This window comes from Sphingobium sp. CFD-2 (genome assembly GCF_024611135.1).
Lineage (GTDB): Bacteria > Pseudomonadota > Alphaproteobacteria > Sphingomonadales > Sphingomonadaceae > Sphingobium > Sphingobium fuliginis.
Genome location: NZ_CP084405.1, coordinates 2,235,511 through 2,248,774, shown reverse-complemented (window position 1 = coordinate 2,248,774; position 13,264 = coordinate 2,235,511). Strand labels below are relative to the sequence as shown.

Below are 13,264 nucleotides of genomic sequence, written 5' to 3'. Positions count from 1 at the left end.
GCGGCGGTCCGGGGGAGAACTGCCTGCGTGCAGTCAGGCAGTCGGGGGGACGTTAAAATTTGTAGGTCAGACCCAGATAATAATCCCGGCCATAGCGCTGATAGTCGATCACCTGCCGCGGATCGTCATTCTGATAGGTGACGAAGGGCTGATCGGTCAGGTTCTTGCCCTGCAACAGGATCGAAAGCCCCTGAAGCGGCCCGGACTGGAACTCATATCCAATCTGTGCATCCAATATCCCTTCTGCCTTCGCCGTGCGGAAGGTCGGCGCCGCCGAAAGCCCCGCCACTTCGCCCAGGAAGGAGGAGCGGTAACGATAGCTCACCCGCGCCTGGAAACCGGCCTTCTCGAAATAGGCGGTGCCGCTGGCGACCCATTTCGACAGGCCGGGCAGGGTGACGCTTTCGGTCGGATTGCTGCCATATTCGACCTCGCTATGCGTATAGGACCCGCTGGCGAAGATGCCGAAGCCGTCGAGCGCCGGGCTGAACAGCTTGAACGGCAGCGACGCGGTCGCCTCGACGCCCATGATCGTGCCCTTGCCGGTATTGGCGGGCGACTTCACCAGCCCGATATAGCTTCCGTCGGCCAGAATGGCGTCGCGCTGATCGGCCGGCAATGTCGGCAGAACGGCGGAAAAGTCGTAAGCGATATTGTTGTTGGGATCGACGAAGTCGGTCAGGTTCTTGAAGAAGCCGGAGACCGATACATAACCGCCGCCCCGGAAATATTTCTCCAGCGACAGGTCGATATTGGTCGACTGATAAGGCCGCAGGAAGATGTTGCCGCCCTCTGACTTGAACGGACTGAACTGCGGATCGGACGACCCTATCCCGACATAGCTCAAATTATATTTGAACTCCTGGTTGATCCGCTCCTGGTCAAGACGCGGACGCACCATGGTCTGCGCCGCGCCCAGCTTCACGAAGAAGCTCGGCTCCAGTTCCACCGAAATCTGCGCGCTTGGCAGGACGTTGGTGTAGCTGTCCTTGCCCGACACCGGCAGTATCGTCACCACGCCGTTGGCGAAGTTGGAAATCGTGCCGGTCGATGCCTGCCGCGAATGGATCACCTGCACGCCGATCGCGCCCTTCAGCGGCTTGCCGCCCAGTTCCCCGTCCATGCTGAGCTTCGCATAGCCGGTGAACACGTCTTCCTTCACCACATTGTCGCGGACCAGCGAGCCGGGGCGGTTATCGTACACCGCATCCAGCACATTGTCGTACAGATAGAGCGGGTTCAGCGTCAGCATCGCCGGCACGCCCAGATAATCGAGCGAGACGTTCGATCCCAGCAGCGCTTCGTTCGGCACCGCCACCGATCCCGGCGTCCCGCCGGCGATGGTGCAGTCCGTGCCGCCCGGCGGACAGAGGAAATAGGATGTATAGGCGCTGGTCTTCTTGCGCCGGCTATAATTGCCGCCGATTTCCCATTGGGAGAAGAGACTGCCTGAAATGTCCCCGACCAGGTTCGCGCGGAACGACTTCATGTCGTCGATGAATTTCGGCCGGTTGAGGAAACCCGCCTGCACCACCGCGGTCGTGCCGTTATAGCCCCAGCCATTGGGATCGGTCAGGCTGATGATGCCGGTATCGGTATAGTCGAGCGTCGGGGCGATGTGGAACAATCCGTTCGACTGGCGTTCCACCCGCACGGTGTCCGGCACGCCGGAACGCAGATAGCCGGTGCCCGAATAGGTCTCCAGCAGGAAGTCGGTGCGCTTGGCCCGCGACCAGCTCGCATCGACATTGAGTTTCAGCGCATCGTTCAGGCGGATGTCATTGTTCCACCCCAGCGAGATCATGTCGGCCTTGCGCTTGTTATAGTCGTTGCGCTGCACGCCATAGACATTGCTGAAGGTCGCAGCGGTGACGAAGCCGTTTTCGACCGTCACGTCGCTGACGCCGACATCGGTGCCCCAGACCAGCGGGAATTCGATGCCGCGCAGCCGCTGTTCTTCCTCGAAATGCGACGCCAGCACGTCGAAGGTCGAATGGAAATCATCGCTGGGCTGCCATTCCAGCGTGCCCACCGCGCCATAGCGCTTCAGCAGGTTCGATTGCACATAGGGCTTGGCGCCGCCGATGATGAGCGTGCCGTCAGGAGCGGAAGGATAGCCCCAGGAATTGAACCGCTCGTTCTGGGAGGGCGTTTGCGAGGCGGAAAAGCCCAGCGACAGGCCCAGCGTGTCGTCCGCGAACTGGTCGATATAGGTGGCCGAAGCGCGGTAGCCGTAGCGCTTGCCGTCGGGATTGAGCTTGTCCATCCCGTTCATCTGCCCGCGCAGCGACACCGCCATCACGCGGTCCTTCTTGTCCAGCGGTCGCAGCATGCGCAGGTCGACCGAGCCGGAAATGCCCGCCGCGATCAGCGCCGCGTCCGCGCTCTTGTACACATTGACGTTCTGGAAGAATTCGGACGGATATTGGTCATATTCGACGCCGCGATTGTCGCCCACCGTCACCTGTTCGCGCCCGTTGAGCAGCGTGGTGGAGAAATCGGGACCAAGCCCACGGATCGACAGACGCTGGTCGCGCCCTTCCAGACGCTGCGCCGTCACGCCGGGCAGACGGGCGAGCGAGTCCGCGATGGACACGTCCGGCAGCTTGCCGACATCCTCCGCCGAGATCGAATCCACGATCAGCACAGAATCCCGCTTCAGCTTCGCGGCGGAGGCGAGCGATGCGCGGATGCCGGTGACGACGATGGCCTCTCCCTGCGGCTCGGCGGGGGCGGCGGTCTCAGCCGCGGTCTGAGCGGAGGCTGCCGCCGCGACCGACAGCGAAGCGCCGGCCAGAAGGGCCGCGCGCAGGATGGAATGATGGGACATGTGCATTTGTGGACCCTCCCCAAGACGCATTGCTTGTGTTTCTTGCCGTCACCGATAGCCGCGCCGCCCATGGTCTGCACAGAATCCCACATACGTATTCAGTATGATCGGCTATCTATTTGAAAAATCATGACTATCGTGAAATTCCATCCGTCCGGCAGCCAGTGGCGCGCCGCTTTCCTCTACGGTTTCGGGGAATTTCGCTGCATGGAAGACGCCTCTTGAAACTGCTGGCGCTGCTGGCATTTTCATCGTCGGCCGATGGATTTCCATGTCATATGGCCATGATGCGGATGGACGGGGGGAGGGCCAATGCACCCGATGCAGTTGTTCGAACTGGTGATCGTCATGCTGCTGGCGATCATCGTCCTGCATTATGCCGCGAACAGGCTGGGCCTGCCGCCCGCCGTCGCGCTGCTGGCGGGGGGCGCGCTGTTCGCTTTCCTGCCCGGCCTGCCGGTGATCTCGCTCGATCCGCAACTGGTGCTGGTGATCTTCCTGCCGCCGCTGCTGATGGACGGCGCCTGGTTCATCGCCCTGCGTCACTTGCGGCGGCATATGTTCGGCATATTAGCGCTGGCCCTGGGCGCGGTGGTCTTCACCACAGTCGTGGTCGCGGCGGTCGCGCACTGGCTGGTGCCCGGCCTCCCCTGGGCGGCATGCGCAGCCCTGGGCGCCATCGTCTCGCCGCCCGACGCCGTATCGGCCCGCGCGGTGTTGCAGCATGTCCACCTGCCCCGTCGCCTCTCCATCCTGCTGGAGGGGGAAAGCCTGTTCAACGACGCCACGGGGCTGGTGCTCTTTCGCTTCGCCATAGCCGCCGGCGTCACCGGCGCCTTCAGCATGGTCGACGCGTTGCAGAGCTTTGCCCTGCTGGCCGTGGGCGGGGCGCTGGTCGGGGCGGTCATCGGCGCGCTCTGGGTGCTGACGGTCAAGCGGCTCGACGACAAATATCTGATGATCGCCTCCTCCCTGCTGGCGCCATGGGCGTCCTATCTGCTGGCGGAATCCATCCATGCCTCCGGCGTGATCGCGACCGTCACCACCGGCCTTATCTGCGGCTGGTACCAGCATGTCGTCTTCCCCGTGATGGTGCGGATGAACGGCACGGCCTTCTGGGCGGTGATGATCTTCCTGATGGAGGCGTTCGTCTTCCTGTTGATCGGTTCGTCGCTGCGCGGCGTGATCGATCGCGTCGGCGGTTTCGGCGTCGTGCTGGACGAAATGGCGCTGCCGATATTGGCGATACTGGCCGCGCTCACCGCCGCACGCTTCATTTGGGTTTTCGGTTCCGACGCGGTGATCGCGGGGCTCAGGGCGACGGGTCTTTGCGGCTATCGCCCGCTGGGATTCCGGGCGGCGACCATATTGGGCTGGGCCGGGATGCGCGGCGTGGTGACGTTGGCGGTCGCGCTCAGCGTGCCGGCCGATTTCCCCGGACGCGACTTCATCCTGACGGCCGCCTTCGCGGTCATCATCGGCACCGTATTGCTGCAAGGGACGACCCTGGGCGCCGTGATCCGGCTGGTGAAGCTGGAGGAACCGGAAAGCGACCGTCCGCGCATGACGATGAGCGAGGCGGAAGCCGCCATGGCGCAGGCGCAGGTCCGCGTCGTGGAGGTGCACGCCTATGATGAGCAGGGCACGCTGCTCCACCCCCGGCTGCTGGAGCGCTATCAGCGCCATGCCGAACTTTCCGCCAATTATGCCGGGCAGGAGGCGCAGTTTTCGGAGACGCTCCACGCCCATTTCGACCTGGTGCTGAAGGCCATAGCCGCCGGGCGGGCGGAACTGCTGCGCCTCCACCGCACAGGAGAGATCGATGAACATACGTTGCAGGAACTGGAACGCGACCTCGATCTGGAGGAACTGAGCGCCCTGTCCGCCAAGGCATGACCGACCGACGTCACCCCAGGCGCCATGCCATCCCCGCCGCGCTGCGGCTGATCGAGGCGGCCGAGGCGCTGTTCGCGGAGCGGGGCATCGACGCCGTTTCGATGCGGGAGATCGCGGCCGCCGCCCGTTGCGGCGACACCAATGCGGTGACCTATTATTTCGGATCGAAGGAAGGGCTGCTCTCCGCCATCTTCGCGAGCCGTGCCGAGAAGATGGAGGGCGTGCGGGGCGGGATGCTGGACAGGCTGGAACGGCAGGGCAGGCTGGACGATCCGATGGCGCTGCTCGGCATATTGTTCCTGCCGCAGCTTCATCTGGCCGATGGCCGGGGACGCCATCCCTATGCGGCGTTCATGCTGCATTTCGCGACGCGCTACTGGTCGCTGAACGCCGGCCTGCTTGCACAGGTGCGGGACAAGGCGCCGAACCTGATGCGCCTGATGGGGCATTTGACGGCGCTGGCCGGGCATGTGCACCCGGACATCGCCCGCAATCGCATCCTGCTCTGCAACATGATGCTGCAATGCGTGCTGGTCCGCTGGGACCATGGCGAGCCGCAGGATCGCGCGGTGCCGTTGCAGGCGCATGTGCGCGACGTGATGCGAGCCGCCTGCGCCAGCCTGCTGGCCGGGCCGGAGGACAAGGGCGTGCCCGCCTCCGTGGAGGAATGGTTCGACGGCCTCGGCTGATACGGCCCTCCGGTTCCGGACGCGCCGATGAAGCCGAATCCCACCGTTGAAACCGCGCTCCCGCGAGCCGCTTGTCTCGTTCGGGCCCCTTTGCGGAGGCGCGGCGCCCGCCAGCTTATCTGATCGTCACCTCGACCCGGTCCAGCGGCCCGTTGAACCGGCTCGCCGCGCTGTCATAGGCCGCCGGGTCGACGGGGCTCACCAGGTCCATGCCGATGTCGAAGTCTTCCGTATGCGAAACCACCTGCGCGAAGGTCCGTTCGACCCGCCCTTGCGCCACCGCCTTGCCATCGACGGTCAGCGTGACGGTGGCGCCGCTGGTCGGGGCTGCCCTGTCCATCGCGAAGTCCAGCCCGACGACATGCGCGCCGGCCGCCAATGGCGCAGGCGCCACGATCCGCGTCATATGCGCGGGCGTCAGATTATAGGTGAAGGCAATCCTCCCCCGGTCGAAGAACAGGCTGTAGCCGCCGAAGCGTCCGCCCTGCGCGACGATGACGCCCTTGCCGCCCTCCGCCGCTATGCCGAGCTTCGCCGTGATCGCGAAGGATCGCCCGACCAGGGCCGGCGCGGCGCTTTCCGGAATATGGCTGACGGGCGCGCTGTAGACGAAGTTCGTCCGCCCCTCATTGGGGTCTGGCCTGCCCTTCTGCCCGCCCTCGCTGCCGTGGATGGGCAGGATGTTGGACAGCGCGGCCTCCGCCCAGAACGACTCCTTCAGCGCCTCCAGCTTCCGCGGATTGGCGGCGGCGAGGTCATGGGCCTCGCTGAAGTCGCTGCGGGTGTCGTAAAGCTGCCAGGTCCGTTGATCCAGCGGCACCGGCGGGGGCGGCGTCCGTTCCCAGGGGGTCGTCATGGGCGCGGTCGCGGCCACCCAGCCATCCTTGTAGATGCTGAGATTCTGCGCCATGGCCGACACCTGCACGGTGCGGCGGGAGGGCGCGTCCCTGGCCCTGAAGCTGTAGGCCATGCTGATCCCGGTGATCGGCTGTTGCGGTACGCCGTCCAGTATCTCCGGGGCTTTCACTCCCGCCGCCTCCAATATGGTGGGCATGATGTCGCTGACATGGTGGAACTGGCTGCGCAGGCCGCCGGCATCCTCGATATGCCCCGGCCAGGCGATCACCATGCCGTTGCGCGTGCCGCCGAAATGCGATCCATAGCGCTTGGCCCAGGGGAAGGGCGCGTTCATCGCCCAGCCCCAGCCGCCCGGCATCAGATTATAGGCGTCCTTCGTCCCGATCTCATCGATATGGGCGAGGGCGTAGGACGGTTCTTCCCTGACCCCGCTCAGCGCCGACTGCTCGAACAGCTTGCCGTCGAAGCTGCCTTCCGCGCTCGCGCCATTGTCGCCCTGGATGTAGATGATCAGCATATTGTCCAGTTCGCCATTGTCGCGCAGCTTCTGGATGACCCGCCCGATCTGTTCGTCGGCATAGGCGAGCGAAGCGGCATAGGCCTCCATATAGCGGGCATAGAGCCGCTTCCGGTCTGGCGTCAGACTGTCCCAGCGCGGCAGCGTGCCCGGATGCGGCGCATCGTCGGTGCCGGGCGGAATGACGCCCAGCTTCTTCTGCCGCGCCACGGTTTCGGCGCGCAGCACGTCCCAGCCCGCATCGAACCTGCCCCGGAATTTCTTCAGCCAGTCGGCGGGCGGCTGATTGGGCGCGTGGGCCGTGCCGGTGGCGTAATAGAGCAGGAAGGGCTTGTCGGGGGCGGCCGCATGCTGGCTGTCGATCCAGCCTATCGCATGATCGGCCAGATCGCGCTCCAGATGATAGCGGGGATCGGCGGGCGGTGTGACCGGATTGATATTCTCGACCAGATTGGGTTCCGCCATGCTGCTGTCGGCGCCCAGAAAGCCGTAGAAATATTCGAAGCCCAGACCGGTCGGCCAGCGGTCGAACGGCCCGGCCCGGCTCATTTCCCATTCCGGGGTCACATGCCCCTTGCCGATCATGGCGGTGTTATAGCCATTTTCCTTCAATATCTGCGCCATCGTCCCGGCGCTTTTGGGGATGACGCTGTTATAGCCGTCATAGCCCGTCGCCCAATTGGCGACATAGCCCATGCCCACCGCCTGCGGATTGCGCCCCGTCAGCAGCGAGGCGCGCGTGGGGGAGCAGATGGCGGTGGTGTTGAACTGATTGTAACGCAGCCCTGCCTTCGCCAGCGCGTCGAAGGTCGGCGTAGGCACCGGTCCGCCGAAGGTGCTGCTGGACCCGAAACCGACATCGTCGGTCATGATCAGCAGGATATTGGGCGCGCCCCTGGCGGCGCGCACCGGTTGAGGCCAGGCGGGCGGAGAGGATTCGGCGGGCGTGCGGCCATATACCTTTTGCGCGGGCGCGTCCTGCGCCGTGGCCGGCGCCATGGCGAGCGCCAGCAGGGGGAGGGCTGGCAGGCATTGCCGGACGAGCTTGGCGCGAAGGGAGGACATGGGCTCTCCTGCTGCAATATTATTATCCTATGGTGCAGATTTCATATTAACGCAGTTGATTGAAGTCAAGCCCGATCCGCATCCTCCCTCCTCTTGTCCCGCCGCCCTCGTCGCCCCATATTGTGATGAGGTTCATGCAGAACGAGGCGCGCCATGGAAAACCGGCTGCTCCAGATCGAGAAAGCGTGGGAACAGGCGCTGGGCGATATTTTCCAGCCTTATGTCGATCTGAAACGCGAACCGACCGCCAGCGCCATGGAGGCCTTTCGCACCGTGCTCGGATCGACCGATCATGACATCCGCCGCCACATCGCGCGAACGGCGGCGCGGCAGGGATCGACATTCCTCAGCCGCTATCTGGTCGAGGAAGACTGGCGGCGGCCCAGCCCCTGAAGCCACGGGCATCTCCACGCCCCGTTCGCCCTGAACCTGTCGAACGGCTTCACTTCTCTTCAAGAAAAGAGCGGGGTGGTATGCGACCCGCCGCCACCGCCCTATCGCGCCGCAACCACCTTCGGCTGCGGCAAAGGCGGCGCCCCCGTCCCCAAGGTCGCCAGATATTTGATCACCGCCGCCCGATCCTCCGGCTTGCGCAGCCCGGCAAAGCTCATCTTCGTTCCCGGCACCTCGCGCCCCGGAGAGGCGAGGAAAGCGAACAGCGACTCATAGCTCCAACTGCCCTTATGTCCCTGCATGGCGGGCGAATAGGCAAAGCCCGCATGGCTCGCCACCGGCCGCCCGACCACGCCCCACAGATTAGGCCCGATGCGGTTGGGTCCGCCCTGGGTGAAGTCGTGACAACTCATGCAAAGCTGCACCTTCTGCTTCCCCACCCCCGCATCCGCGCTGGCGAGCAGGGTGCCCAGATCGACCGGAGGAGCAGCCGCCGCCCCGCCGCCGCCCGTCCCGGGCATCGGCGCTTTCCCCCGCATGTCCCGATGATAGGCGATCACCCGGCTGCCTTCCCCCGCCTCGCTGAAACTGGCGGGCCAGTCGCGCTGGATCGACGCCATGTCGACGCGCGGCGGCATCTCGTCCATCGGCTTATAGGCCAGCTCCCCCGGCCGCACCCGCGTATAGAGCTTGTCGCTGAACCATCCCAGCCCCAGCGCCGTCACCGCCGCTCCCGCAACGCACAGTCCCACCGCCATCCCATGCATCCGGCCCATGGCTCACCCCCCTCCGCCCATGAAGATGGCGCGGGTCCAGAAGGCGTAATTCGCCTCGATCGTCATGATCCGCACCAGCACCAGCAGCACCAGCGGCGGCACCAATATCGCATAGATCAGCGACAGCCGCTCCCACGCCAGATGCATGAAGATGGACAGGATCAGCCCCGCCTTCAGCAACATGAAGGTCACGATCAGCACCCAGCGCACGATCCCCTGCACATGCATATAGTCGACCAGATAGGACATGGCGCTGAGCAGGAACAGCAGGCCCCAGACCTTCAGATACAGGCTGATCGGATGTTGCTGGCCCTTATGGGTCGCTGAAGGATCATGCTGCATGGAGCCCCTCACCAGAGATAGAAGAAGGCGAAGATGAACACCCAGACGAGATCGACGAAATGCCAGTACAGCCCGGCGATCTCGACCGCCGAATAATCGCCGGCCTTGTCATAATGTCCCCGCGCCACCTTGGACGCGATGATCAGCAGCAATATGACCCCGCAGGTCACATGCAGCCCGTGAAAGCCGGTGATCATGAAGAAGGTCGCGCCGAATTGCGGCGCGCCCATCGGATTATACCACGGCCGCACGCCCTCTTCGAAGATCAGCTTGCTCCATTCGAACGCCTGCATGCTAAGGAAGACAAGCCCGAACAAAGCGGTGAGCAGCATCAGCGCCGTCGTTTTCCGCCGGTCGCGCTGATAGCCGAAGTTGACGGCCATCGCCATGGTGCCGCTGGAACTGATCAGCGCGAAGGTCATGATCGCGATCAGGACGAGCGGTATATCCTGCCCGCCGATATTCAGGGCGAATACTTCCGCCGTATTGGGCCAGGGCAGTACAGCCGACGCCCGCATCGTCATGTAACCGGTCAGGAAGCAGGAAAAGATGAAGGTGTCGCTCAGCAGGAATATCCACATCATCGCCTTGCCCCAATGGGTATGGCGGAAGACTTCCTGATCGGCGGACCAGTCGGATGCGATCTCCCTCAACGTGGGAGCGATGACTTCTCTATCTGGGACAGCCTGAGCCATGGCGGAACATCCTCAAGTCGACAGCAGCAAAGCGGCCAGAACCAGCCAGACGATCAACAGAAAATGCCAGTAGAGCGCGCAGAGGGCGACATTGCGCATATTGGCCGCCGCCAGCGCCCGCCCGGCGGCAAACAGCCCCCCGATGATGTGCAGCCCATGCAGCGCCGTCAGCAGATAGAAAAAGGCATTGGCCGGATTGCTCGACAGCGTATAGCCCGCCCCCTGATAATGCCGCCAGAGCAACAATTGCCCAACAAGGAACAGCACCCCCATCGCCGATCCGGCAATTGCCGCGCGCGCGGCCCGTTCTCTCCGCGCCACTTCCCAGGCGACGCTGCTCGCCGCCAGCACCAGCGTATTGATCCACAGCAGCGGCGGATCGGGCATCGGCTTCCAGTCATGGACATGCTCCGCGCCCGCATGCAGCCCCATGCGCATCAGATAGGCCGCCAGCAGCAGCGAGAACATCACCATGGCCACGCCGAAATAGGCGACCATCCCCACCGCCCCCGCCGACGGCCGATCCCGCTCCACCGGCTGCGGGCCCGGCTCCCAGCTCTTTTCGGTGAGGCGCGCGAGGATGGTCATGCCCGCTGTTCCGCTTGGGGTTCCGTCTGGGGAATGAAGTCCCGCGCCGCGCCCGGCACGCTATAATCATAGGCCCAGCGATAGACGACCGGCAGATGCGGCCCCCAATTGCCATGCGCCGGCGGCGTGTCGGGCGTCAGCCATTCCAGGCTGGCCGCGCCCCAGGGATTGGGATCGGCGCGAGGCCCCCGGAACAGGCTCCAGATCATGTTGAAGAAGAACAGCCCCTGCGCGGCGAACACGACCAGCGCCGCAATGCTGATCCACGCATTGGCGAGATGCACCGATTGCGGGATGAAGGCCGTCTCGCCCAGAGCGTAATAACGGCGCGGAACCCCCAGAATCCCCAGATAATGCATCGGCAGGAAGATCGCATAGACGCCCAGGAAAGTGATCCAGAAATGGAGCTTCCCCAAAGTTTCGTTCCACATCCTGCCGAATATCTTGGGATACCAGTGATAGATGGCGCCGAATATCACCAGAACCGGAGACACGCCCATCACCATATGGAAATGCGCGACGACAAAGAAAGTGTCGGACAACGGCACATCGACACTGACATTGCCCAGAAACAGCCCCGACAGCCCGCCGTGGATGAAGGTGAAGATGAAGGCGATGGCGAACAGCATCGGCACCCGCAAATGGATGTCGCCGCGCCACAGGGTCAGCAGCCAGTTATAGACCTTGATCGCCGTCGGAATGGCGATGATCAAAGTCGACGTGGCGAAGAAGAACCCGAAATAGGGATTCATGCCGCTCACATACATATGATGCGCCCATACCAGGAAGCTCAGCGCCCCGATGATCACGATCGCCCACACCATCATGCGATAACCGAAGATATTCCGCCGCGCATGGACGCTGATCAGGTCCGACACGATGCCGAAGGCGGGCAGGGCGACGATATAGACTTCGGGATGGCCGAAGAACCAGAAGAGATGCTGGAAGAGGAGGGGACTGCCGCCCTGCGTCGGGGTGATGGCCCCCATGGATTGCATCGTCGGCATGAAGAAGCTGGTGCCCGCCAGATGATCGAACAGCATCATGATCGCCGCGACGAACAAAGCCGGAAAGGCGAGCAGGCCCATCACGGACGCCGTGAAAATCCCCCACACCGACAGCGGCATCCGCATCAGCGTCATGCCCTTGGTCCGCGCCTGCAACACCGTGGTCACATAATTCAGCCCGCCCATGGTGAAGGCCGCGACGAAGATGGCGAGGCTGACCAGCATGGTCACGATGCCCCATTGATGCCCCGGCGTCCCCTCGCTGATCGCCTGCGGCGGATAGAGCGTCCACCCCGCCCCGCTCGGCCCGCCCGGCACGAAGAATCCCGCCACCAGCACAATCACCGACAGCAGATAGAACCAGAAGCTCAGCATGTTGACGAAGGGAAACACCATGTCCCGCGCCCCGATCATCAGCGGGATCAGATAATTGCCGAAGCCCCCGAGCAGCAGCGCCGTCAGCAGATAGACCACCATGATCATGCCGTGCATCGACACGAATTGCAGATAATTATCAGGCTGGATCGCCGGAAAAGCCCCCGGAAACCCAAGCTGCAACCGCATCAGCGCCGACAACACCAGCGCCACCAGCCCGATGGAAATGGCCGTCACGCTATATTGGACGGCGATGACCTTATGATCCTGGCTCCAGACATATTTGGTGACCCAGCTATGCGGATGATGCAGCGGGCGCAGGTCGTCGGCCAGGGTGGTAGCCATCAGCGAATGCTCCAGGAGGCAGGGACGATACAGGCATTGGCCTTGATCAGCAGGATCGACATGGCGGCCGGCGGCGCCTCCGCCAGAATCTGTCCGAAGCTGCTCTGCTGCGCCTGCCATTGCGCGAAGGCCTGGGGCGTCTCCACCACCACCTTGCCGCGCATCGCATGGTGGCCGGTGCCGCACAGTTCGACGCAGAGGATGTCGAACGTGCCCGTCTTGGTCGGGGTCAACCAGAAATAGGTGACGATGCCGGGTACAAGGTCCATCTTGGCCCGGAATTCAGGCACATAGAAGTCGTGCAGCACGTCCTTGGAGCGCAGCACGATCTTCACCGGCTTGCCGACCGGCAGATGAAGGTCGCCGCTTTCCACCAATATGTCATCCCGGCCGAACGGGTCGAGCGGATCGAGGCCCAGCCCATTGTCGGGGGTGATATATTTCACCCCCGCCGCGCCCAGCACGCCATCCGGACCGGGATAGCGGAAGGACCATTGCCATTGCTGGCCGACCGCCTCGATGACGGTGGCTTCTTTCGGCACCGAGACATATTTGCCCCAGGCCGCGAGCCCCGGCGCCAACATGCCGGCGATGCCGATGGCGGTCCAGAATGTCAGCCGCCTTTCCAGCGAAGGGTTTTCTGGCTCATAATGGGCGCGATGGCCGGGGCGATGGCGATATTTGACCAGCGCCCAGGCAAGGAACAGGTTCAGCCCGACAAAGGCCGCCCCGCATATCCAGAGCGTCACGTCGAGCGCGGAATCGATCGATCCCCAATTGGAGGCGATGGGCGTGCGCCACCATGGACTGAACAGGTGAAAGGCGACCGAACCGACCACGAGCATGGCGATGGCTACCGCAACCGGCACAAGCCCTCTCCCACATTGG

At 63.7% G+C, this 13,264-nt stretch carries 11 protein-coding genes; 3 read left to right on the top strand and 8 right to left on the bottom strand.

What is annotated here, in order from left to right:
- Nucleotides 1-52: 52 nt before the first annotated feature.
- Nucleotides 53-2,836: a TonB-dependent receptor gene (locus LDB29_RS11020; RefSeq protein WP_025547787.1), complete on the bottom strand. Its 2,784-nt coding sequence runs from the start codon at nucleotides 2,834-2,836 to the stop codon at nucleotides 53-55.
- 306 nt (nucleotides 2,837-3,142) lie between these two features.
- Here LDB29_RS11020 and LDB29_RS11015 point away from each other — a divergent pair, with 306 nt between their 5' ends.
- Together LDB29_RS11015 and LDB29_RS11010 are read left to right on the top strand one after the other, a co-directional pair.
- On the top strand, nucleotides 3,143-4,726 hold the full coding sequence (locus tag LDB29_RS11015) for a Na+/H+ antiporter (RefSeq protein ID WP_257554175.1): 1,584 nt from the start codon (nucleotides 3,143-3,145) through the stop codon (nucleotides 4,724-4,726).
- Nucleotides 4,723-5,415, top strand: a complete 693-nt coding sequence (locus tag LDB29_RS11010; protein WP_025547791.1) for a TetR/AcrR family transcriptional regulator — start codon at nucleotides 4,723-4,725, stop codon at nucleotides 5,413-5,415. Before LDB29_RS11015 ends, LDB29_RS11010 begins: the two co-directional genes overlap by 4 nt.
- A gap of 115 nt (nucleotides 5,416-5,530) precedes the next feature.
- Here LDB29_RS11010 and LDB29_RS11005 read toward each other — a convergent pair whose 3' ends face one another.
- On the bottom strand, nucleotides 5,531-7,855 hold the full coding sequence (locus LDB29_RS11005) for an arylsulfatase (protein WP_025547793.1): 2,325 nt from the start codon (nucleotides 7,853-7,855) through the stop codon (nucleotides 5,531-5,533).
- 153 nt (nucleotides 7,856-8,008) lie between these two features.
- On the opposite strand from LDB29_RS11005, the gene LDB29_RS11000 reads away from it, so the two are divergent.
- On the top strand, nucleotides 8,009-8,248 hold the full coding sequence (locus LDB29_RS11000; RefSeq protein ID WP_025547794.1) for a hypothetical protein: 240 nt from the start codon (nucleotides 8,009-8,011) through the stop codon (nucleotides 8,246-8,248).
- A 101-nt stretch (nucleotides 8,249-8,349) separates the two neighbouring features.
- Here LDB29_RS11000 and LDB29_RS10995 read toward each other — a convergent pair whose 3' ends face one another.
- Genes LDB29_RS10995 through LDB29_RS10970 form a run of 6 tightly spaced genes read right to left on the bottom strand, consistent with a single transcriptional unit; the run spans nucleotide 8,350 to nucleotide 13,245 of the window.
- Entirely contained in the window at nucleotides 8,350-9,024 is a 675-nt protein-coding gene (locus LDB29_RS10995; protein WP_025547796.1) for a cytochrome c family protein, read from the bottom strand.
- A gap of 3 nt (nucleotides 9,025-9,027) precedes the next feature.
- The gene (locus LDB29_RS10990) at nucleotides 9,028-9,366 is read right to left on the bottom strand and encodes a cytochrome C oxidase subunit IV family protein (protein ID WP_025547798.1); all 339 of its coding nucleotides are present in this window, start codon (nucleotides 9,364-9,366) and stop codon (nucleotides 9,028-9,030) included.
- A gap of 8 nt (nucleotides 9,367-9,374) precedes the next feature.
- Nucleotides 9,375-10,061, bottom strand: a complete 687-nt coding sequence (locus LDB29_RS10985) for a heme-copper oxidase subunit III family protein (RefSeq protein ID WP_025547800.1) — start codon at nucleotides 10,059-10,061, stop codon at nucleotides 9,375-9,377.
- A gap of 12 nt (nucleotides 10,062-10,073) precedes the next feature.
- Nucleotides 10,074-10,649, bottom strand: coding sequence for a cytochrome c oxidase subunit 3 (locus LDB29_RS10980; RefSeq protein ID WP_099185656.1), 576 nt, complete (start codon nucleotides 10,647-10,649; stop codon nucleotides 10,074-10,076).
- Complete coding sequence (locus tag LDB29_RS10975; RefSeq protein ID WP_099185657.1) at nucleotides 10,646-12,376, bottom strand: cbb3-type cytochrome c oxidase subunit I; 1,731 nt, start codon at nucleotides 12,374-12,376, stop codon at nucleotides 10,646-10,648. The genes LDB29_RS10980 and LDB29_RS10975 overlap by 4 nt, the downstream gene beginning before the upstream one ends.
- A complete protein-coding gene (locus tag LDB29_RS10970; protein WP_025551701.1) occupies nucleotides 12,376-13,245 on the bottom strand; it encodes a cytochrome c oxidase subunit II in 870 nt (289 codons plus the stop codon). Before LDB29_RS10970 ends, LDB29_RS10975 begins: the two co-directional genes overlap by 1 nt.
- Between the last annotated feature and the right edge of the window lie 19 nt (nucleotides 13,246-13,264).